The sequence below is a fragment of the Bradyrhizobium yuanmingense genome (assembly GCF_029167105.1).
Lineage (GTDB): Bacteria > Pseudomonadota > Alphaproteobacteria > Rhizobiales > Xanthobacteraceae > Bradyrhizobium > Bradyrhizobium yuanmingense_A.
Genome location: NZ_JARFML010000036.1, coordinates 47,797 through 66,495, shown reverse-complemented (window position 1 = coordinate 66,495; position 18,699 = coordinate 47,797). Strand labels below are relative to the sequence as shown.

Genomic DNA, 18,699 nt, shown 5'->3' with positions numbered 1-18,699 from the left:
GGCTGCCCGGCAAAGCAGTGTTCGAGAAGCACGACGAAAGCGCCTTAGGCTATGGGACGGTTGCGAAAATGCGCGACAATGCCCGCATGACGTTCGCGTCCCGCTGCCACCAGCACCCCGTGCGCCACTTCCTGGCGGTTATAGAGGATGGGTTCTCCGGAGAGGTCGCTCATCCTACCATCCGCTTCCTGCACGATCAAATCGGCCGCCGCAAGATCCCAATCATGGCTGTTGCCGCCCGCAAAAGCCGCATCCAGCGCGCCATGGGCGACCCGGCACAGCCGCAGCGCCAGCGACCCGATCCGCCGATGCAGCTTGATCTCGCCGAGCGACGGCTTCAGCCGCTCGACCAGCGGCTTCGGGCCGGCGACGCGGGCGAAGTCGAGCTCGGATCCGCTTGTCGCGCGCACCGGCTTGTCGTTGAGCGTCGTGCCCCGGCCGCGCGTTGCGAAGAAGAACTCGCCGCTCGCCGGGGCGAACACCGCGGCAAGCACCGGCGAAGCGTCCGCCACCAGCGCGACGCTGACGCACCATTCGTCGTGGCCGCCGAGATAATTGCGCGTGCCGTCGATGGGATCGACGATCCAGGTCAGCCGCCGCGACAGCCGCTCCGCATCGTCGGCGCTCTCCTCGGACAGCCAGCCATAATCGGGCGTCGCGGCGCGCAGGCGCGATTCGAGGAGATCATTGACGGCGATGTCGGCTTCCGACACCGGCGAGGACGCGCCCTTGGTCCACTTCCTCAGCTCGGTGCGGAACATCGACTGCGCCAGCGCGCCCGCCTCCCGCACCGTGTCCTTCAGCAGCGCCGCGTCGCGGGTCAGGATGGTATCGTCGAGAGAGTGCGCGTCAGCGTCCGCCAAGCGTCAAACCCTCGATGCGCACCGTCGGCGCATTGATGCCGTAGCGGAATTCGAGATTGTTCGCAGGCTGCATCGACTTGAAGATCTCGAACAGGTGCCCGGCGATCGTCACCTCGCTGACGGGATAGGTGAGCTCGCCGTTCTCGATCCAGAAGCCGGAGGCTCCGCGGCTGTAATCGCCGGTGACGCCGTTGACCCCTGAGCCGATCAGGTCGGTGACGTAGAACCCCTGCTTGATGTCGGCGATCAGCTCGGCCGGCGTCGCCGTGCCCGGCTCGAGATGCAAATTGTACGGCCCCGGCGAGGGCGAGGAGGACACGCCGCGATGAGCGTGACCGGTGGTGGTGAGGCCGAGCTCGCGCGCGGTGGCGCAGTCCAGCAGCCAGGTCGTCAGCACGCCGCCGTCGACCAGCGCGGTCCGCTTCACCGCGACGCCTTCGGCATCGAAGGTCTGCGAGCGCAGGCCGCGCTTGCGCAAGGGATCGTCGATGATGCGGATGTTCCCAGCGAACAGCTGCTGGCCGAGCTTGTCCTTCAGGAAGCTGGTCTTGCGCGCGATCGAGGCGCCGTTGATGGCGCCGACGAGATGGCCGACCAGGGAGCCGGCGACGCGCGGATCGAACACCACCGGGACCTTGCAGGTCTCGACCTTGCGCGGGTTGGAGCGCGCCACGGTGCGCTCGCCGGCGGAGCGGCCGACGACCTCCGGCGACAGCAGATCGGCGCCGTGCGGCGCCGAGGTGAAGTCGTAGTCGCGCTCCATGCCGGTGCCTTCGCCCGAGATGGCGGTGGCGGAGATGCCCTGGCTGGAGCGCAGGTAGGAGCCATGGAAGCCGGTCGAGGTGACGAGCACCATGCCGCCGATGCCGGCGGATGCCGAGGCGCCGCCGGACTTGGTCACGCCCTTGACGCCCAGCGCGGCAGCTTCGGCCGCGAGCGCGCGGCGCTCGAGCTCGGCGGTCGTGGGCACGGCGGGATCGAGCAGGTCGAGATCGGGGAAGTCGCGCGCGAGCAGCGCGGGATCGGCGAGGCCGACATATTTGTCGTCGGGCGCGACGCGCGCCATCGCGACCGCGCGCTCGGCGAGCTTGGTGACGGCATCACCGCTGACGTCGTTGGTGGAGACCACCGCCTGGCGCTGACCGACCAGCACCCGCAGGCCGACATCGTCGCCCTCGGACCGCTCGGATTCCTCGACGCGTCCATCGCGGACCTCGACGCCCTGCGAGACGCCGCGCACCGCGACCGCGTCGGCCGCATCCGCGCCGGCGCGCCTGGCCGCCTCGACCAGCCGCTGCGCGAGATCGGAGAGCGCGGACTGATCGAACAGGTCGCGATTGGCGGTAGGTGAAAGCGTCGAGCTTGGTGAAGAGTTCACGAACGAAATCCTGTTGGGGCGGGGTTCGGGACCGGAACCCACAGATGTGCCCTGATAGCGCGGACTTCAAGCATTTTCAGCCCGCCAAAAGCTCAGATTCGCGACGTCGGCGCAACGTCTCGTCAATCATGCACGCCAAGGTCTTGTCAATCATGAGGAGCGAGTGACGGTGGATTAACCAGCCTTTTTAAGCGGTTTCGGACCGCCCCGCGCTAGGGTCCTCGCATCGACCGGGAACATAATCCCGGCGGGGAGAACGAAGCCGTGAGGCGTCAAACAGCAACATGCGGGGTCCACCCCGCCGGGTCGAGCCGCTCCCTGCGGCTCGACCCTCTTTCCCTTCCGGTCCGCTTCGATGCGCATGATCCGCGCGCCGACGGACATGTCAGGCAGATCGAGCTTCATCGCGAGCGCGTCGTGCTGCGCCGTGCCGTGCGCGGCATGCAGATGGCGATCAACGTGCGCGTCGCCGACTTCACCGGCGTTGCGCTCCGCGGCAATGACGAGGCGCAGACGCTCGTCCTCGTGCACCGCGATCCCTCACTGTCCATCCCGCTGCTGATCAGCACTGACGCGGACGAGATCGCGCAGGCCTGGGCAATCTGGAGCGAGATCTTCGCGCTGCCGCAGCTCGACGAGGGCGCGCGCAAGCCCGCACCGCGCCGCCGCCGCGCCAACGCGATCCGCGCCCGCCGCCCGAAATTCTTGATGCGCCGGCGCACCGCAATGGCGCGGGAATTGTCCGTTCATCGCGGCGAACGCGAGATCATTGCGAGGAATTGAAGGTGCCGTAGGGTGGGTTAGCCGTAGGCGTAACCCACCAACTTCTGTCCGCATGGAAAGCGAAGAGGTGGATTACGCTTCGCTAATCCACCCTACGAGACCTACGCGGCCCGCATCACCGCGTCCGCCAGCAATCCCGCAAACAGCAGCAAACCTGCATCGCGGTTCGACTTGAACAGGCGCAGGCACAGTCCGGGATCTTCGATCTTCAGGCGCACGATCTGCGAGGCGAGATGCAGGGCGAAGGCCACGAGCCCGAGCCAGGCCGGCCAGCGCGCCTCGCCAGATGCCAGCGCGATGGCGATCAGCATCACCGCGAGCCCGTAGAACAGGACCAGCGCCCGGCGCGTATGCGCGCCGAACAGGCGCGCGGTCGACTTGATGCCGATCAGCGCGTCGTCCTCCGCGTCCTGATGCGCGTAGATCGTGTCATAGCCGATCACCCAGGAGATCGCGCCGGCATAGAGCACGAGCGCGGTGGCGTCGATCCGGCCGAAGGTGACGGCAAACCCCATCAACGCGCCCCAGGAGAAGGCGAGCCCGAGCACGATCTGCGGCCACCAGGTGATGCGCTTCATGAAAGGATAGATCGCGACGATCAGGAGCGAGGCGATGCCTGTTGCGATCGCGAAGCGGTTGAACTGCAACAGCACCACGAGACCGACCAGCGCCTGCGCGACCATGAAGACCAGCGCCTGCCTGGTGGTCACCTGCCCCGACGGCAGCGGCCGCGAGCGCGTGCGCTCGACCTTGTTGTCGAGGTCGCGATCGGTGATGTCGTTCCAGGTGCAGCCGGCCCCGCGCATGACGAAAGCGCCGATGAAGAACAGCACGATGGTGAGCGGCAGGCCGCGAATGTCATGCGCCATGCCCGCGGCCAGCGCCGCCGACCACCAGCATGGCATCAGGAGAAGCCAGGAGCCGATCGGGCGATCGAAGCGGGAGAGGCGCAGGTAAGGCCGCGCCCAATGCGGCGCGAGCGTATCGACCCAGTTGCCGGTGGAATCGGCAACGCGGGCGGATGTGCTAGTGCCCAGTTTTCGAAGTTCGTATTCCATCGCGGCCCATTCCGGTACGAACTTCGAAAACTACAAGGGCACGAGCAAGAAAACTATAATTCACGTGCCGCTTATCGATTTGAAGTTCCTACGAGGATCTCGCGGCAAGCACCGTAGGAACTTCAAATCGGCGGCACATGTATCATCGGGTCAGGACGTTGCCGTTGAGCGTATCGAAGGTGCTGCCGCCCTTCTTGCCGGCATTGGCCTCGGGCGCGGAGCCAGAGCCCAGCACCTCGCTCAGCGACGGACCGGCCGGACCGCGCGGCTGGTTCTGCATCTGCTGCGCGACGTTGCAGACCTTCGTCGCCATGGCCTCGGTGTTCTTGTGACCGTCCTTCAGCTGTGCACCGATCTGTGGCGGGATTCCACATTTGGCGGCGTTGGTCTCGATGTACTTGATCATCTTGACTTCAGCCTGGCTGAAATTGCGGATCAGCTTGCAGGCCTCGTCCGGCTGCGCGCGACGATCGCTCGCGGCCTTGATCAGCTTCCCGCGCTTCTCGGCTTCCTCGCGCAGCGGAATGAAGGCCTTCATGCAGTCTTCGCCGGGACCGGCCTGCGTCGGCGGAGCCGCGCTGAAGGCGCCGGGGCCACCGATCGGGGCAGCACCGTTCACGGGAAAGGAGGATTGCGGCGCGGTGCCGACCGACGCGCTCGGCGCCGCACCGTTGACCGGAGGAAATGGAGAACTGGCGGCAGCCTGGTTGGGCAGCGGCGCGGGGAACGCGCTTTGCGCATGAGCGCCCACAGCACTCATGGCGACCGTGGCGGCAGTGATCGGAACCATCAAATGGCGGATCATCAAGATAAGTCTCTCCGGCAGGAGCTAACGGGGTTCAGGGCTTCCCAATTGAAGCGCGACCAGCGTGTTCGCGTTTTTACGATTCCCGCCGGCGCTTAACAACCCGTGGAATAGGGCGAGAGCGCGGCGCTGGGACGCACCGATTCGGCAATATTTACCCCCGAAATGGCGCCTTTCGGTTAAGAACGGCCGGTAATCGGACCCCGAGCGATGCCTTCCCACGATTTTCGCGCCCCCCGCCTGTTCGTCGCTGCCCCCCTGGCCCAGGACGCCAAGGTCGCGCTCGACCGCGACCAGAGCAATTATCTCGGCAATGTGCTGCGGCTGGCGGCCGGCGCCGAGGTCCTGGCCTTCAACGGCAGGGATGGCGAGTGGCAGGCCGCCATCGAGGGCCGCAAGCGGCCGGACGGCCTCGTGATCCTGCAGCGGACCCGGCCCCAGGACCGGCTCGCGGACCTCACCTACGTCTTCGCCCCGCTCAAGCATGCCCGGCTGGACTACATGGTGCAGAAGGCCATCGAGATGGGCGCCGCCGGCCTGCAGCCGGTCCTGACCCGGTTCACCCAGGCCTCCCGGGTCAACACCGAGCGGATGCGCGCCAATGTGGTCGAGGCGGCCGAGCAATGCGGCATCCTCAGCATCGCCAGCGTGGCCGAGCCGGTGCCGCTGGAGCGCTTCCTGAGCCAGCGCCCCGCGGACCGGTTGCTGATCTTCTGCGACGAGGCGGCGGAGGTCCAGGATCCCGTTCAGAGCCTGCAAGGCGCGCGCGAGATCGGACACGGCATCGACGTGCTGATCGGCCCCGAGGGCGGTTTTGCCGAGGAAGAGCGGGCGCTGTTGCTGCGCCAGCCCAAAATCCTGCGGCTGGCGCTCGGCCCCCGCATCATGCGGGCGGACACCGCAGCGGTCGCCGCCCTGGCGCTGGTGCAGGCGGTGCTGGGGGATTGGGGCGGCAAAAGCGCCTGATCCTGCGCATTGCCCACCCGTTAAGCGATTGATCCTTTGGAGGTCGAAACCGCTGTCGGGCCATGCTAAGGGCTGCGCCAATTCGCCTCCCCTTGCCTGCCCGGTTCCGCCGGGACGATGGACCCCTGAGATGACCGCGACTGCCACCTCAAATGCTGCCGGCTCCGCCGCCTGGGCGGATACGCTGCTCTTGTCGTTTGCGCAGGCCGGCTATGTCAGGGCCGAGCCCGCCATCCTGCAACCGGCCGAGCCGTTTCTGGACCTGTCCGGCGAGGACATCCGCAAGAGCCTGTATCTGACCACCGACCTCTCCGGCGAGGAGCTCTGCCTGCGCCCGGACCTGACCATTCCTGTCGCGCGCGACTATCTGGCCTCGGGGCGCGCCGGCCAGCCGGCGGGGTTCAGCTATCTCGGTCCGGTATTCCGCTACCGCAGCGGCCAAGCCCGTGAATTCCTCCAGGCCGGCATCGAATCGTTCGCCCGTCAGGACCGCGCCGCGGCTGATGCCGAGATGCTGGCGCTGGGGCTGGAGGCGACGGCCGCCTTCGGCGTCCGCGACGTCGAGATCCGCACCGGCGATGTCGCCTTGTTCAATGCGCTGCTCGACGCCCTCAACCTCTATCCGGTCTGGCGCCGCCGCCTGGTCAAGGATTTCAACCGCAAGATCAGCCTGGAGCAGGATCTGGAGCGGCTGACGGCCGCGACCACCGCGACGCGCAGCGAGTATGAGGGCGTGCTGGCGGCCCTTGCCGGCTCCGACCGCAAGGCGGCGCTCGCCTTCGTCACGGATCTGATGTCGATCGCCGGCACCACCAATGTCGGCGGCCGCACCACGGCCGAGATCGCCGACCGCTTCCTCGAGCAATCGACGCTGAAGGGCGGCGCGCTGCCGCGCGAGGCGATCGCCGTGCTCAAGCGCTTCCTGTCGATATCGGGCAATCCGGACGATGCCATCGCCGAGCTGCGCGCACTCACGACGGACGCGAAGCTCGATCTCGCATCTGCGATCGATCAGTTCGAAAGCCGGGTCGGCTTCATGGCCGCGCGCGGCATCGACGTGAAGCAGACCCGTTTCTCGACCGCGTTCGGGCGCGGACTCGATTATTACACCGGCTTCGAGTTCGAGCTGCATCACAGCGGCAACGGCGCCGAGCCGCTGGTCGCCGGCGGCCGCTATGACGGGCTGATGACCCAGCTCGGATCAGCTGAGCCGATTCCCGCGGTCGGCTTCTCGGTCTGGGTGGACGCGCTGAACCGGATCGGCCGCAAGGTGGGAGCTTAAGTCATGAGCGCGCCATTCGTTCTGGCCGTTCCCTCCAAGGGCCGCCTGCAGGAAAACACCGAGGCCTTCTTTGCCCGTGCCGGCCTCAAACTGTCGAAGGCCGGCGGCGCCCGCGACTACCGCGGCACCATCGCAGGGCTCGACAATGTCGAGGTCGCCTATCTCTCGGCGAGCGAGATCGCCTCGCAATTGTCCCGCGGCCTTGCTCATCTCGGCGTCACCGGCGAAGATCTCGTGCGCGAGAACATCGCCGATGCCGACAAGCGCGTGTCGCTGATCGACGGGCTCGGCTTCGGCTATGCCGACGTCGTCGTCGCCGTGCCGCAGGCCTGGATCGACGTCCGCACCATGGCCGACCTCGACGACGTCACCACCGGCTTCCGCGAGCAGCATCACATGCGGATGCGAGTGGCGACCAAGTTCGTCAACCTCACCCGCGGCTTCTTCCAGGCCCACGGCATCAGCGATTACCGCATCGTCGAAAGCGCCGGCGCCACCGAAGGCGCGCCGGCGGCCGGCAGCGCCGAGCTGATCGTCGACATCACCACGACCGGCGCGACGCTTGCGGCCAACGGCCTGCGGGTGCTCGATGACGGCGTGATCCTGCGCAGCCAGGCCAATCTGGTGGCCGCCAAGGAGGCCGACTGGTCGCCGCAGGCGCGCGAGACGGCGCGTGTCATCCTCGATCACATCGCAGCACGGGCGCGGGCCAACAAGTACCGCGAAGTCCGCACCCGCTTCCGGCAATGCGATGCCGCCCTGCTCGGCGAAGCCCACAGCCGGTTCGGCGTGGAGGCCCCGTTCGGCGGCCCGACTTCGTCAGGCATGCTGACCCTGCACTGCCCACCGGGGCAGCTCTACGCGCTGGCGAGCTTCCTGCGCGAGCATGGCGCAGAGACCGTCTCGGTGGTCTCGCTCGACTACGTGTTCGACCGGGAGAACCCGCTGTTCGCCAAGCTCGAGGCGTTCCTGCAGCGGTGAACCCGAAGTTTTCGCGCAGCCCGTTCAGCGTAGCGACAGCAAACGGCTGCTACCATATGCTGTTGAGAAGACCTAAACACCTCTGGAACCTTGATCGATGACGCTGGGCTCTGACGTATCCGGCATGACGACCACCGCAGCCAGCGCAGCCGCGAAGGGGCTGTCGATCGTCATTCCCGTCTACAACGAGGCGGCGGGCCTCACCGCTCTGCACCAGCGCATCTGCGAGCTCGCCAAGACCCTGCGGCAGCGCTATCGCCTGTCTTGCGAGGTCGTCTATGTCGACGACGGCAGCAAGGATGCGACGCTGTCGATCGCGCGGTCATTGCCGGCCGACGCCATCGACGTTCAGGTGGTGTCGCTGTCGCGCAACTTCGGCAAGGAGGCCGCGCTGATGGCGGGCCTCGACCATGCCCGCCTCGGCGCGGTGATGTTCATGGACGGCGACGGCCAGCATCCGCCGGCGCTGGTCGAACAGCTGGTGCGGCACTGGATCGATGACGGCTATGACGTCGTCTACACCGCCAAGGCGCATCGCGACAACGAGCCATTCCTGCGCCGGGTCGCGGTGCACGGCTTCTACGCGCTGATCAATTGGGGCGCCCGCCAGAAGATTCCGGAGGACGCCGGCGATTTCCGCCTGCTGTCGCCGCGCGCGGTCGCGGCGCTGAGGCAGCTGCCGGAGCGCAACCGCTTCTTCAAGGGCCTCGCCAGCTGGATCGGTTTCCGCCAGATCCGCGTCGACTACGAGCCCGCAGCGCGTGCCCATGGCGTCACCACCTTCAACGCCGCGAGCCTGCTCGGCCTGTCGATCGAGGGCCTGACGTCCTTTTCAGTGGCGCCGTTGCGCTTCGCCAGCCTGCTCGGCGTCATTCTCGCCGGCGGCGCCTTCCTGTTCGGCCTGTCGATCCTCTGGGAAGTGTTGACGACCGGCAAGCAGGTGCCCGGCTATCCCTCGCTCGTGATCGGCCTAATGACGATCGGTGGCGTGCAGCTCATCATGATCGGCATCGTCGGCGAATATATCGGCAAGATCCTCTCCGAGCTGAAGGCGCGTCCGATCTACTTCGTCGCCGAGCACAGCGAGAAGCATTTCGAAGCCGATGAGGCCGCGAGCAGGACGGCAGCCGAATGAGCGTGGCCGCGAGCCCGCGGCGGATCTGGCTCTGCGCCGACGATTACGGCATCAGCCCGGGCGTCAACCACGCCATCCGCGACCTGATCGAACGCGGCCGCCTCAATGCGACGTCGGTGATGATGGTGGGGCCCGCGATCGCGCGCAGCGACGTCGAGGCGCTGCAGGCTTCGGCAACGCAAAGCCCGCGATGCGCGATCGGATTGCACGTGACGTTGTCGGCGCCGTTCCGGCCGCTCACCATGCATTTCCGCCCCTTGGACGGCGACATGTTCTTGGCCTTTCCAAAACTGCTGCGCGCCGGACTTTTGCGGCGGCTCGACCGTGAATTCATCCGCAACGAGGTGAAGGCGCAGCTGGCCGCCTTCATGGACGCGTTCGGACGCGCTCCCGACTTCGTCGACGGCCACCAGCATGTGCAGCTCTATCCGCAGGTGCGCGACGGCTTCGTCGATGCGGTGGTCGAGGCTGCGCCGAATGCCTGGGTGCGCCAGGGCGGCCGCGACCTTCCGCTGCGGCAGCGGCTGGCCTCACCGAAGGCGCTGCTGCTAGATGGTCTCAGCGTGCAATTCCGCCGCCGCGCCGGCAGCGCCGGCCTCAGCTTCAACCCCGGCTTCGCCGGCGCCTATGATTTCACGCGCGCCGCCGATTTCGGCGTGCTGATGCGGCAATTCCTGGACGGCCTTCCCGACGGCGGCCTCGTGATGTGCCATCCCGGCTTCGTCGACGATGTCCTCGGCGGCCTCGATCCGATGACCGACGTGCGCGAGCGCGAGCACGCCTATCTCGCGGGCGATGCCTTCGCGCGCCTGTTGGCGGATAGCAACGTGACACTGGAGTGAACGGCGAAAAGCGGCCCAGAGGCAGCTTGTCGCATACCGAAATTTAATCCGGCCGGCACTGTTGGGGCCATAATGGAACCCTACATCCCCTTCGCGCTTGGTTTTGCGCGAAGGAGACAGATCATGACGCCGCAGGAACGCCAGCTCGTCGACGACCTTTTTGACCGGCTTTCTAAGCTGGAAAATGCACCCCGCGATCCCGATGCGGTCGCCGCGATCTCCGACGGCCTGCGCAAGGCGCCGGGCGCCGTCTACGCGCTGGTGCAGACCACGCTGGTGCAGGACGAGGCGCTGAAACGCGCCGATGCCCGCATCCAGGAGCTGGAAGCGGCCCATGCGCCCGAACAGGCGCAGTCCGGTGGCTTCCTCGACACCATGCGCGACACATTGTTTGGGTTTGGCGGCGGCCCGTCCCGCGGTTCGGTGCCGAATGTGCCGCAGCGTGAGCAGCGGCCGGCTTGGAATACCGGACAGGCGATGCCGCAAGGCCAGCCGGGCTACGGCGCTCCTCCGCCTTATGGACAGGCCTATGGCCAGGGCCAGGGCTACGGCGCTCCGCCGGTCGGCGGTGGCGGCTCGTTCCTCGGCACGGCGGCGGCGGCCGCGGCCGGCGTCGTGGGCGGCTCGCTGCTGCTCTCGAGCATCCGCGGCATGATGGGCGGATCGCACCAGCAGGCTTTTGGCGACAGTAGCGCCTTCGGTGACCGCAGTGCTGGTGGAAGTCCCTGGGGCGGCAGCGGCGATCAGCCCGGCGGCTCGCTCGCGCGCGATGCCGGCCTCGACGATATCGGCTCGAACCGGGAGTCCCGTCACGGCTTCTTCGACCAGGCGTCGAACGAGCGCGACAACAACGACCAGAACTACGGCGATCATCGAGACGACAGCTTCGACACGGCGGCCGACGACAGTGACTTCGGCGGCGATGACGATGGCGGCAGCGATTACGCGTAGGCTATTCGACCGACAGATGTGGAACGGCCGCCTCCGGGCGGCCGATTTCTTTCCAGCAGAGCTCAATGGGCGTCTGCTCTCCGACCACACGCCACGAGGCCATTCGATATAATATGACTAGTGCATGCGCCGTCGGACAGCACCGTGCACCTTCACCATACAGAGCGAAATCGCCCGCCAACACACGCCGCCGTAGACTCCCGGATTTCCAAATTTGGACATGGGTGTTCAACTGGAAGAACACGTTGCTTATGCCACACGCCGTGGCTGCCTCTCTTGGCTACAGTCGGGAGTTTCAAGAATGAGCCCACTTCAACAGCGCATCGCGAACCTGAGCGACGTCACAACCCATCTCATCACCGAACTGTACGAGTTGGAGGGACTGCACGAGCGCCTCAGGAAGGCAGAGCTGTCGGTGCGGTGGTTGAAGCGCTCGGCTCGCGCACCGCATTCGGCTTCATCAACTCGTCGTCGCCGCTCCGCTGTCCCTCGTCCTGGGTCGAAGCACAGTCAGCAGACGTGACCATTCAGGCTGGCGTTCGGCAGCGGCAACGCCCCCTTCGATGCCGCGCAGTTCGAGCCGACGCGGCACGCGGATTTCATCGCTCCATCGCACGCATGACGCTTCACATCACGACGACCTTGGTGCCGACGTTGACGCGGCCGTAGAGGTCGATGACGTCCTCGTTGCGCATGCGGATGCAGCCGGAGGAGACGTTGGTGCCGATGGTCCAGGGCTCGTTGGAGCCATGGATGCGATAGAGCGTCGATCCCAGGTACATCGCACGGGCACCGAGCGGATTTTCCGGGCCGCCTTCCATGTGTCTGGGAAGATCGGGCCGGCGCGCGAGCATTTCCGCCGGCGGCGTCCAGTCCGGCCATTCGCGCTTGGCGGTGATCGATTTCACGCCGGACCAGGTGAAGCCGGGACGGCCGACGCCGATGCCGTAGCGCAATGCCCGGCCGTTGCCCTCGACGAGATAGAGGAACTTGTTCGGCGTATCGACCACGATCGTGCCGGGACTTTCCTTGCCGCTATAGTCAACGAGTTGTTTCTCGAATTTCGGATCGAACGGACGCTGCCGGGGATCGACCGCCTCCTGCTGGAGAGACGCGCCCTGCTGATATCCGCCTTGTTGATACCCACCTTGCATCTGCGGCTCGCCCATCGGCGGCAGGCGCCGCTGGTCGTAATAGCCCGGCTGCTGCTGATACACCGGCTGCTCCGGCGCGTAGGCCGGGCCGCGGCCGGGGCCGTCGCCGAACAGGAATTCGATGAAGCCGCCGCCCATGTTGGAATGGGACGCCACGCGCACCGGCGCCGGCGGCACGCGCGGCTGGTACAGCACCGCGGGCGGATCGTTCGGCACGCTGTTGTCGAAGGCGTTGGCGTCGTTGGCGCCGGCCATGAAGGTGCAAGCGCTGCCGAGCAGCGCGACAGACATTTTCTTGAACATCGACGTACTCTGTACTGTTTCGTCTAGATCACATGCGTCGTGGAGAGCCGGTGGCTGATCCGCGCTCTTCGACGTGGTCAATAAAAAGCAAAAGCCGTTTTGTTTGGTAAACGGACAGCGCATTTGGATTCACCACGTCGCGAGCGCGCCTGCAATTTGGCGATCAGCGTTTATTTTCGATGAACGCCGCGCGGCGATGGTTAATCGCTTCTTTGCGCCGCGTCGCGCGCGGCCGATCAGCAGTTCCTGCTGTGAACTTCGTGTTAAATCGCTTCTGTCTACAAAGACGCGTGAGTGAGGTGGGGGGAGTATCCTGATGGCTGTTCACCGCAAGCGTTTTCGCGTCGAAGATATCGTCGCTGGCGAGATGCCCATTATAGACGTAACTGAAGAGGCGCCCCCGATGCATAGCGAGATCATGGCCGAGCTGCGCGCGATCCGGGCCCAGATGGCGAAGGGCATCGTCGCGGCCCCGCTGTCCGGCAGCGCTGCCATGGCGGCGATCGACGCCTCGACCGCGCACGAGCTTGCCGAAGCGCGCACCATGCTCGAGACCTATCGGGCGCAGATCGAGCAGTGCGAGAAGCTGAAGGTCGAGCTCGACCTCATCCACGACGCCATCGACCGCACCAAGCGCGAGATCGCGACGCTGCACGGCAAGAGCTTCGACGGCGGCGAGATGGCCAAGGTCAACGGCGAGCTCGGCGCGGTGGTCGGCGGCACCGAGCAGGCGACCCAGCAGATCCTCGAAGCCGCGGAATCGATCGACCAGGCCGCCAGCGCGATGTCCAAGGTGGACTCGATCGATCAGCAGAAGCGCCTTGCCGACGACATTCAGGAACGCGTCATCTCGATCTTCGAAGCCTGCAACTTCCAGGACCTGACCGGCCAGCGCATCAGCAAGGTCATGGGCACGATGAAGTTCATCGAGCAGCACATCAACGCGATGATGGAGATCTGGGGCGGCGTCGACGCGATCAAGTCCCATGTGCCCGCGCAGGTCGACAACCGCAGCGAGGACGAGAAGCTCCTCAACGGCCCCAAGCTCGCCGGCGACGTCGGCCACGCCTCGCAGGACGACATCGACGCGCTGTTCGACTAAGCGGACGCGGGATACGGACAAAGCAGAACGCCGGCCTGAGGCCGGCGTTTTTTTGATTTCTATCCCCCAGCAAAGAGACTGCCCCTTCTCCCCTTGTTGTGGGAGAAGGTGGCGCGAAGCGCCGGATGAGGGGTATCTCTCCGCGCATTCCAATGAGAGTTAGACGTGGGGAGAGAGACCCCTCACCCGTCTCGCCGCTTCGCGGCGAGCCACCCTCTCCCACAGGGGGGAGAGGGGAAGTCGCACGATCGCCTTAAGCCCTCGGCGCGCAGCGCACGTAGACCATGTTGCCGTAGCGGGTGGCGGCGTCCTTGTCGATGAAGCGGGTGATCATGACGCGACCGTCGAAGGAGACGATCTCGCGGTCCTGGTCGCCGGGGGTCGGGCCGGCCGGTCCGATGTAGTTCTTGCCGCTCGGCGAGCCCTTCAGCCGCAGCTCCTGCGGCGTCGCCTGGTCGGCGAGATGCATGATCACGCCGCCGGAGGAACCGGCGGTGATCACGTAGGGGTTCCTGCATTGCTCGCGCGCCATCTTCTCGGTGCGGGCGCGGTCGGCCGGGTTCTGGAACGAGGCGAGGCCCCAGCGGCCGACGATCTCGTCGCCGCGGATGGTGGCGGGCATTTCCGGAGCGACGCCAGGTTCGGCTTCGGGCGGCGGCGGGGACGACGTGAGGGACGGCAGGTTGAAGCCGCCGCCGCAGGCGCCCAGCAGCAGCGCCAGACAAGAGGCGGCCGCCAGATTGGCAACCGAGCGCGCGTGAGCCGAACTGATCATGGCATTCCCCCGAACAAGACCATGGCCGCACCCCTCCCGCAGCCAAGCGCAAAACCGCTGCCGGAGCAATGACGTCGTTCTCTACGCCGACGCCCCGAGCGAGTTTCCAATGCCACCATCCTATATCCGCCTCAACAATCGCTTAACCACCTTTGCTTGACAGGATCGCGGCCAAGCCATATTTCCGGACCCACTATTAGCACTCGGAAAGCCCGATTGCTAAGCGCGCCGTTCGATCCTCGACGAGAGGGGGACGGAAGCGCCGCCCTACCGACCCCACTACTTCCGAAGCGAGCCTCCAAAGGGAAACGTCATGGCTAAATCCAAATTTCGTCCGCTGCATGACCGTGTCGTGGTCAAACGTATCGACGCCGAGGAAAAGACCAAGGGCGGCATCATCATTCCGGACACGGCCAAGGAAAAGCCGTCCCAGGGCGAAATCGTCGCCGTCGGCCCCGGCGGCCGCGACGAGACCGGCAAGCTGATCCCGATCGACCTCAAGGTCGGCGACCGCGTGCTGTTCGGCAAGTGGTCGGGCACCGAGGTCAAGATCGACAACGAAGAGCTCCTGATCATGAAGGAGTCGGACATCATGGGCGTGCTGGCCTAAGGCCATTCGCCTGAACGGCCGCTGAATGTCATGCCCGGATCCAGGGATCCGGGCATCCATCGTTCCGCCGCACGGCACAAGACAACACACATCACCTAACACGAGGGATTGCAGACCATGGCTGCCAAAGACGTCAAGTTTTCCGGAGACGCGCGCGATCGCATGCTGCGCGGCGTCGACGTTCTCGCCAACGCCGTCAAGGTGACGCTCGGCCCCAAGGGCCGCAACGTCGTCATCGAGAAGAGCTTCGGCGCCCCCCGCATCACCAAGGACGGCGTCACCGTCGCCAAGGAGATCGAGCTCGAGGACAAGTTCGAGAACATGGGCGCCCAGATGGTGCGTGAGGTCGCCTCCAAGACCAACGACCTCGCCGGCGACGGCACCACCACCGCGACCGTGCTGGCCCAGGCCATCGTGCGCGAAGGCGCCAAGGCAGTCGCCGCCGGCATGAACCCGATGGACCTCAAGCGCGGCATCGACACCGCGGTTGCCGCCGTCATCAAGGACATCGAGAAGCGCGCCAAGCCGGTCGCCGCCTCCTCCGAGGTCGCCCAGGTCGGCACCATCTCGGCCAACGGCGATGCCGCCATCGGCAAGATGATCGCCCAGGCGATGCAGAAAGTCGGCAACGAGGGCGTCATCACCGTCGAGGAGAACAAGTCGCTCGAGACCGAGGTTGATATCGTCGAGGGCATGAAGTTCGACCGCGGCTATCTCAGCCCCTACTTCGTCACCAACGCCGAGAAGATGACCGCCGAGCTCGAGGACGCCTACATCCTCCTGCACGAGAAGAAGCTCTCGGGCCTGCAGGCCATGCTGCCGGTGCTGGAGGCCGTGGTGCAGTCGGGCAAGCCGCTCGTCATCATCGCCGAGGACGTCGAGGGCGAGGCGCTGGCCACCCTGGTCGTCAACCGGCTCCGTGGCGGCCTGAAGGTGGCCGCGGTGAAGGCGCCGGGCTTCGGTGACCGCCGCAAGGCCATGCTGGAGGACATCGCGATCCTGACCGGCGGCCAGCTGATCTCCGAGGAGCTCGGCATCAAGCTCGAGAACGTCACGGTGAAGATGCTCGGCCGCGCCAAGAAGGTGGTGATCGACAAGGAGAACACCACGATCGTCAACGGCGCCGGCAAGAAGCCTGACATCGAGGCCCGCGTCGGCCAGATCAAGGCCCAGATCGAGGAGACCACCTCGGACTACGACCGCGAGAAGCTGCAGGAGCGCCTCGCCAAGCTCGCCGGCGGCGTCGCGGTGATCCGCGTCGGCGGCGCCACCGAGATCGAGGTCAAGGAGAAGAAGGACCGCGTCGAGGACGCGCTCAACGCCACCCGCGCCGCGGTGCAGGAAGGCATCGTCCCCGGCGGCGGCGTCGCGCTGCTCCGCGCCAAGAAGGCGGTCGGCCGTCTCACCAACGCCAATGACGACGTCCAGGCCGGCATCAACATCGTGCTGAAGGCGCTGGAAGCTCCGATCCGCCAGATCTCCGAGAACGCCGGCGTGGAAGGCTCGATCGTGGTCGGCAGGATCCTGGAGAACAAGTCCGAGACCTTCGGCTTCGACGCCCAGAACGAGGACTATGTCGACATGGTCGAGAAGGGCATCATCGATCCCGCCAAGGTGGTGCGCACCGCGCTGCAGGACGCCTCCTCCGTGGCCGGCCTCCTGGTGACCACCGAAGCCATGGTCGCCGAGCTGCCGAAGAAGGAAGCTCCGCCCGCCATGCCCCCCGGCGGCGGCATGGGCGGCTTCTAAGCCTTCCGTTCCGTGACAGAGTTGCGAAGGCCGCCTCCGGGCGGCCTTCTTTTTTGCCGACCCTGCCCGTTTCGCTTTCCGATTCAACCAGCGGCCAAAACCCACTACGGTGGCGCGCCGATTCTGATTGTTTGGGCATGATCCTCAGACCGCTTCACGCTTTCCGGATCATGGCCGTTGCGCGAGGATGTCATCGATGCGTGCGCTTCTGGTTTGCTCCATGGCCGTTCTGGCCCTGCTCGCCGTTCCGCCGCAGGCCTCCGCCCAGATGAAGCTGTCGCCGAAGGCGACGGCGCCGGGCGGAGCCGAGACGCGCTATTTCACCTCGATCGACGGGCTGATGGACGGCAATGCCGACGTGATCCTGAAGGAGACGCGCCAGGGCAAGACGCTGACCGCGGCGGTGCTCGACGTCTGCTACCCCATCGCGAAGAACTCCGACCGCAAGGACCGCTTCGTCGTCAACCTCCAGGTCGCCGGCCAGACGCTGACGGGAACGACGCAGAGCATCAGCGAGAAGTCGCCGGTCAGCGTCAAGCTGACGCGCAAGCAGTCCGGCGACATGTTCGAATTCCGCGGCCAGATCGCGATCGGCCAGGCGGTGACCGAAGTGACCTCGCCGGACAATTCCGATCTCAGCGAAAAGGAATTCCTGGACAGCCAGACCTCCGACGACGGCATCACGCCGCAGCCGAAGGATTTCACCGACGTCTCGCCGGAAGCGATCGCGGTCAAGGTCAAGCTCGACGCCGCGACCGACTTCCTGAAGAGCCTGAAGGGCCAGGAGGTCGAGGTGACGCTGGCGAGCCTCAATGTCGGCTGCGACGCGCTGCGCGCCGGCGAGCAGACCATCACCATGTCGGTCGATCCCGAGCGCGCCGGCGCGCTGCTGGCGAAATTCAAGGCGATGCCGGGCGTCACGGCCGCAGGCTGGACCGCGGGCATGACCGAGATGGACCGCACCATCCGCTTCCCTGCGGCCGACTGGCGCGAGGGCGACAGGATCAACAAGGCCAAGCTTGCAACGGCGGTGGCGAACGTGCTGGGCAGGACGCTCGCGGCAAAGCCGGTCGCGCAAAACTTCAACCCGGCCACCGGCAAGCTCAAGCTGGTGTTCAAGCGGCCGAACCAGGACTTTCCCGCGCTCGAGCTCACCGACACGATCGAGGTCACAGGCCTGGTCTCGCCCGACAAGCCGGGCACCACCGACAAGCTCATGCTCTGGATCGGCAGCCCGGCGACCACGACGGCCGACGAGGGCAGCGGGGCCAGGCTCAATCTGTCCGACGATGCGAGCCTCGACGAAGAAGGCGATCTGCCCGACGACAACGGCTCGATCGAGGCGCTCGTCAAGGAGCTGAAGGGCCAGCGCTGGGACGCCGACAAGTCGGTGTGGAAGTGACCTTACGTGCCCCGGACGTAGCGCGAAGCGCTGCGAGCCGGGGCCCAGAGGCCACCCACGCGATTGCAGAAAGAGTCTGGGTCTCGGCTCTGCAGAGCGTCACGTCGTGCCGCACCGCGTCCGGGACATGCGAGCGCTGCTTGCGATTTTTAATTCCCCGTCGTCCTGAAGCGCAGCGGCTTCGGGCCGATCAGCGTCAGCACGTCGCCCTGGCGCTTCCAGGTCTCGACGCTGCCGAGGGCTGCGACGAGCTCGTCGTCGGCCTGCGCTCTCGCCGGCGGACAGTTGCGGTTCTGGATCTGGCCTAGCACGAAGATCACGGTGTTGCCGGCGACCGAGAACTGGCCCTTGCCGCCCTTGCACCAGAGCTCCAGCACGACCTCGCCATTGTCGCCGATCTCGATGTTGGGAATCCGCTTCGAGCCTGCCTGCGGCAACGCCTCCAGCGTCATCTCGGTGCCGAACGGAAACCCCTCCTGGGCACGCGCGAGTGTGGACATCGCGACCATTGCAACCGCCACACACACCAATCGCTGGAACGAAACCATGAGACCTCTCGA

At 66.1% G+C, this 18,699-nt stretch carries 18 protein-coding genes; 11 read left to right on the top strand and 7 right to left on the bottom strand.

Translation table 11 applies throughout. From position 1 onward, the window contains the following. Positions 1-44: 44 nt before the first annotated feature. Positions 45-863: a 3'(2'),5'-bisphosphate nucleotidase CysQ gene (locus tag P0R31_RS33130; protein WP_275518816.1), complete on the bottom strand. Its 819-nt coding sequence runs from the start codon at positions 861-863 to the stop codon at positions 45-47. Continuing rightward, positions 850-2,241 carry a TldD/PmbA family protein gene (locus P0R31_RS33125; protein ID WP_275518815.1) on the bottom strand — a complete coding sequence of 464 codons (1,392 nt, stop codon included), beginning with the start codon at positions 2,239-2,241 and terminating at the stop codon, positions 850-852. Before P0R31_RS33125 ends, P0R31_RS33130 begins: the two co-directional genes overlap by 14 nt. Positions 2,242-2,505: 264 nt before the next feature. Here P0R31_RS33125 and P0R31_RS33120 point away from each other — a divergent pair, with 264 nt between their 5' ends. Beyond that, positions 2,506-3,024 (top strand): DUF6101 family protein, encoded by a 519-nt coding sequence (locus P0R31_RS33120; protein WP_275518814.1) that lies wholly within the window; start codon positions 2,506-2,508, stop codon positions 3,022-3,024. Between the two features lie 101 nt (positions 3,025-3,125). On the opposite strand, the gene ubiA is transcribed toward P0R31_RS33120, so the two are convergent. Next, positions 3,126-4,082 carry a 4-hydroxybenzoate octaprenyltransferase gene (gene ubiA, locus P0R31_RS33115; protein WP_275518813.1) on the bottom strand — a complete coding sequence of 319 codons (957 nt, stop codon included), beginning with the start codon at positions 4,080-4,082 and terminating at the stop codon, positions 3,126-3,128. A 142-nt stretch (positions 4,083-4,224) separates the two neighbouring features. Further along, positions 4,225-4,887, bottom strand: a complete 663-nt coding sequence (locus tag P0R31_RS33110) for a hypothetical protein (RefSeq protein ID WP_275518812.1) — start codon at positions 4,885-4,887, stop codon at positions 4,225-4,227. Between the two features lie 210 nt (positions 4,888-5,097). On the opposite strand from P0R31_RS33110, the gene P0R31_RS33105 reads away from it, so the two are divergent. The 6 genes from P0R31_RS33105 (at position 5,098) to P0R31_RS33080 (ending at position 11,044) form a co-directional block, all read left to right on the top strand. After that, positions 5,098-5,853, top strand: a complete 756-nt coding sequence (locus tag P0R31_RS33105; RefSeq protein WP_275518811.1) for a 16S rRNA (uracil(1498)-N(3))-methyltransferase — start codon at positions 5,098-5,100, stop codon at positions 5,851-5,853. Positions 5,854-5,983: 130 nt separating this feature from the next. Then, positions 5,984-7,135, top strand: a complete 1,152-nt coding sequence (locus P0R31_RS33100) for an ATP phosphoribosyltransferase regulatory subunit (protein WP_275518810.1) — start codon at positions 5,984-5,986, stop codon at positions 7,133-7,135. Positions 7,136-7,138: 3 nt separating this feature from the next. Continuing rightward, positions 7,139-8,116, top strand: coding sequence for an ATP phosphoribosyltransferase (hisG, locus tag P0R31_RS33095; RefSeq protein WP_275518809.1), 978 nt, complete (start codon positions 7,139-7,141; stop codon positions 8,114-8,116). A 97-nt stretch (positions 8,117-8,213) separates the two neighbouring features. After that, a complete protein-coding gene (locus P0R31_RS33090) occupies positions 8,214-9,251 on the top strand; it encodes a glycosyltransferase family 2 protein (RefSeq protein WP_275518808.1) in 1,038 nt (345 codons plus the stop codon). Then, a complete protein-coding gene (locus tag P0R31_RS33085) occupies positions 9,248-10,093 on the top strand; it encodes a ChbG/HpnK family deacetylase (RefSeq protein WP_275518807.1) in 846 nt (281 codons plus the stop codon). Before P0R31_RS33090 ends, P0R31_RS33085 begins: the two co-directional genes overlap by 4 nt. A 123-nt stretch (positions 10,094-10,216) precedes the next feature. Then, positions 10,217-11,044, top strand: coding sequence for a DUF2076 domain-containing protein (locus tag P0R31_RS33080; RefSeq protein WP_275518806.1), 828 nt, complete (start codon positions 10,217-10,219; stop codon positions 11,042-11,044). Between the two features lie 626 nt (positions 11,045-11,670). Here P0R31_RS33080 and P0R31_RS33075 read toward each other — a convergent pair. Then, positions 11,671-12,501: a L,D-transpeptidase gene (locus P0R31_RS33075; RefSeq protein WP_275518804.1), complete on the bottom strand. Its 831-nt coding sequence runs from the start codon at positions 12,499-12,501 to the stop codon at positions 11,671-11,673. Positions 12,502-12,817: 316 nt separating this feature from the next. Between P0R31_RS33075 and P0R31_RS33070 the strand changes: the two genes are divergently transcribed. After that, positions 12,818-13,603, top strand: coding sequence for a protein phosphatase CheZ (locus tag P0R31_RS33070; protein WP_275518802.1), 786 nt, complete (start codon positions 12,818-12,820; stop codon positions 13,601-13,603). A gap of 253 nt (positions 13,604-13,856) precedes the next feature. Here P0R31_RS33070 and P0R31_RS33065 read toward each other — a convergent pair whose 3' ends face one another. Next, positions 13,857-14,378, bottom strand: coding sequence for a hypothetical protein (locus tag P0R31_RS33065; RefSeq protein ID WP_275518800.1), 522 nt, complete (start codon positions 14,376-14,378; stop codon positions 13,857-13,859). A 313-nt stretch (positions 14,379-14,691) separates the two neighbouring features. On the opposite strand from P0R31_RS33065, the gene P0R31_RS33060 reads away from it, so the two are divergent. From P0R31_RS33060 to P0R31_RS33050, 3 genes are all read left to right on the top strand, one after another. Continuing rightward, positions 14,692-14,988 (top strand): co-chaperone GroES, encoded by a 297-nt coding sequence (locus P0R31_RS33060; protein WP_008544107.1) that lies wholly within the window; start codon positions 14,692-14,694, stop codon positions 14,986-14,988. A 117-nt stretch (positions 14,989-15,105) separates the two neighbouring features. Continuing rightward, positions 15,106-16,737, top strand: coding sequence for a chaperonin GroEL (groL, locus tag P0R31_RS33055; protein WP_212259319.1), 1,632 nt, complete (start codon positions 15,106-15,108; stop codon positions 16,735-16,737). 196 nt (positions 16,738-16,933) lie between these two features. Next, a complete protein-coding gene (locus P0R31_RS33050; protein ID WP_275518797.1) occupies positions 16,934-18,139 on the top strand; it encodes a hypothetical protein in 1,206 nt (401 codons plus the stop codon). 149 nt (positions 18,140-18,288) lie between these two features. On the opposite strand, the gene P0R31_RS33045 is transcribed toward P0R31_RS33050, so the two are convergent. Continuing rightward, positions 18,289-18,687 (bottom strand): META domain-containing protein, encoded by a 399-nt coding sequence (locus tag P0R31_RS33045; protein ID WP_275518796.1) that lies wholly within the window; start codon positions 18,685-18,687, stop codon positions 18,289-18,291. Positions 18,688-18,699 lie beyond the last annotated feature (12 nt).

Coding starts and splice junctions, on each gene's coding strand:
- ubiA (WP_275518813.1), bottom strand. CDS start 4,082: ATGGAATACGAACTTCGAAAACTGGGCACTAGCACATCCGCCCGCGTT.
- P0R31_RS33110 (WP_275518812.1), bottom strand. CDS start 4,887: ATGATCCGCCATTTGATGGTTCCGATCACTGCCGCCACGGTCGCCATG.
- P0R31_RS33105 (WP_275518811.1), top strand. CDS start 5,098: ATGCCTTCCCACGATTTTCGCGCCCCCCGCCTGTTCGTCGCTGCCCCC.
- P0R31_RS33100 (WP_275518810.1), top strand. CDS start 5,984: ATGACCGCGACTGCCACCTCAAATGCTGCCGGCTCCGCCGCCTGGGCG.
- hisG (WP_275518809.1), top strand. CDS start 7,139: ATGAGCGCGCCATTCGTTCTGGCCGTTCCCTCCAAGGGCCGCCTGCAG.
- P0R31_RS33090 (WP_275518808.1), top strand. CDS start 8,214: ATGACGCTGGGCTCTGACGTATCCGGCATGACGACCACCGCAGCCAGC.
- P0R31_RS33085 (WP_275518807.1), top strand. CDS start 9,248: ATGAGCGTGGCCGCGAGCCCGCGGCGGATCTGGCTCTGCGCCGACGAT.
- P0R31_RS33080 (WP_275518806.1), top strand. CDS start 10,217: ATGACGCCGCAGGAACGCCAGCTCGTCGACGACCTTTTTGACCGGCTT.
- P0R31_RS33075 (WP_275518804.1), bottom strand. CDS start 12,501: ATGTTCAAGAAAATGTCTGTCGCGCTGCTCGGCAGCGCTTGCACCTTC.
- P0R31_RS33070 (WP_275518802.1), top strand. CDS start 12,818: ATGGCTGTTCACCGCAAGCGTTTTCGCGTCGAAGATATCGTCGCTGGC.
- P0R31_RS33065 (WP_275518800.1), bottom strand. CDS start 14,378: ATGATCAGTTCGGCTCACGCGCGCTCGGTTGCCAATCTGGCGGCCGCC.
- P0R31_RS33060 (WP_008544107.1), top strand. CDS start 14,692: ATGGCTAAATCCAAATTTCGTCCGCTGCATGACCGTGTCGTGGTCAAA.
- groL (WP_212259319.1), top strand. CDS start 15,106: ATGGCTGCCAAAGACGTCAAGTTTTCCGGAGACGCGCGCGATCGCATG.
- P0R31_RS33050 (WP_275518797.1), top strand. CDS start 16,934: ATGCGTGCGCTTCTGGTTTGCTCCATGGCCGTTCTGGCCCTGCTCGCC.
- P0R31_RS33045 (WP_275518796.1), bottom strand. CDS start 18,687: ATGGTTTCGTTCCAGCGATTGGTGTGTGTGGCGGTTGCAATGGTCGCG.